This is a genomic window from Oleiphilus sp. HI0125 (assembly GCF_001635355.1).
In genome coordinates this window covers 1-1475 of record NZ_LWGF01000936.1, presented here as the reverse complement: position 1 = coordinate 1475, position 1475 = coordinate 1, and the positions used below count along the sequence as shown (strand labels likewise).

General features: G+C 43.0%; 1 protein-coding gene. It reads left to right on the top strand.

Annotated elements, in window-relative coordinates:
* Window positions 1-94: 94 nt before the first annotated feature.
* On the top strand, window positions 95-1273 hold the full coding sequence (locus tag A3762_RS16130) for a SpoIIE family protein phosphatase (RefSeq protein WP_068755715.1): 1179 nt from the start codon (window positions 95-97) through the stop codon (window positions 1271-1273).
* The last annotated feature ends 202 nt before the right edge of the window (window positions 1274-1475 follow it).

The following is a 1475-nucleotide window of genomic DNA, read 5'->3' as shown; positions in this document are numbered from 1 at the left end:
AAATCTTGATGAAAACGGGCAATATTTGCATAAGGCTTTACCAACGCGTTTGCTCGCCTATACTGCATAAAAGAACAATGAATATTGCGCAGTTATGAGTCCAAGCTCAGATCAAATTTTAGTGATCGATTCCAACCCTGTTGATCGTGAGAATCTAGTGAGTTATCTCACTGGAAAAGGGTATTTTGTCCAAGCGGCTTCTAATGTCGAAACGGCGCATCTACTAGCTCTTCCTGAAGCGCCCGACCTGATTTTTGCAGATGTTCCCTCCGAACAAATCCCGCTATTGCCATTCTTCGAAAGTGATAAGAAAGAAATATCGTTGATCATTGTGTCTGAAGTTGAGTCGGCGGGTGATGTTGTAGCTTGTCTCAGAGGTGGGGCAGGGGATTTCATACTTAAGCCAGTGAAAGACTTTGAGCGTTTAGACTCAGTGATTCATAAAACACTGGATCAAATCCGTCTCAGTAAGTTGAATAAACGACTGCGATCAGAGCTCGAGGAACGAAATCGCAAGCTTCGCGAAGGTATTCACGAGTTACGAACAGATCAAAAAGCCGGCTTGCAGGTTCAGCTCAAGATGCTTCCTCAGCCAGATAAAATCATTAACGATTTCCATTTTGATCATATTGTTCGTCCGTCTTTGTACTTAAGTGGTGATTTTCTAGATTACTTTCGTATCGACGATACAAAGTCCTTGTTCTATTTTGCAGATGTATCTGGGCACGGAGCCTCGTCTGCGTTCGTCACGGTTCTCTTAAAAAATCTATCAGCACGATTACTGAGAAATTTACGCCGAAACTCAAGTGATGAGCTAAGCTGTCCAGTGAAGTTTTTGAAAAGACTCAATCAGGAATTGATTGTGTCGGATCTAGGAAAGCACTTAACCGTATTTGTAGGTATTGTTGATCATAGTGATCGCAGCCTAACCTATGCCATTGGCGGGCATTTCCCCCTGCCGATACTGAGTAGTCCGTCTGGTGCGGAGTACTTAAATGCAAAAGGTGTCGCGGTTGGTTTATTTCCTGATCCAGAGTTTGAGCGGGTTGTATGCCCTTTGCCACAAGACTTTAAAATCACTGTTTTTTCAGATGGGATATTAGAAGTTTTGCCGAGTGATACACTAAAAGAGAAAGAAAAGTTACTTTTAGATGTTGTTTCTCGTGAGCGAGGAGGGATAGAATCATTACTGACATCGGTTGGATTGGATGATATCGATGATCTACCGGACGATATTGCCGTGTTAACGGTCTGCGATAAGGATGCGTCGTAGCGGATGGTAGGGTGTTGCTTGCATTATCAAGAGTTAGTTAGCGATGTCCGAATGTAGAGTGTTACAAGCCGATTGTAGCGGTGTATATGTATTAAAGTTGGTGGGTGAAGTCCGCTTAAATGCGTGCTCGACCATTGATGTGGCGATTGATACGATTTCTGAAAATCTCAATTTTCGGAGTCTCATTGTCGATCTCACTGAA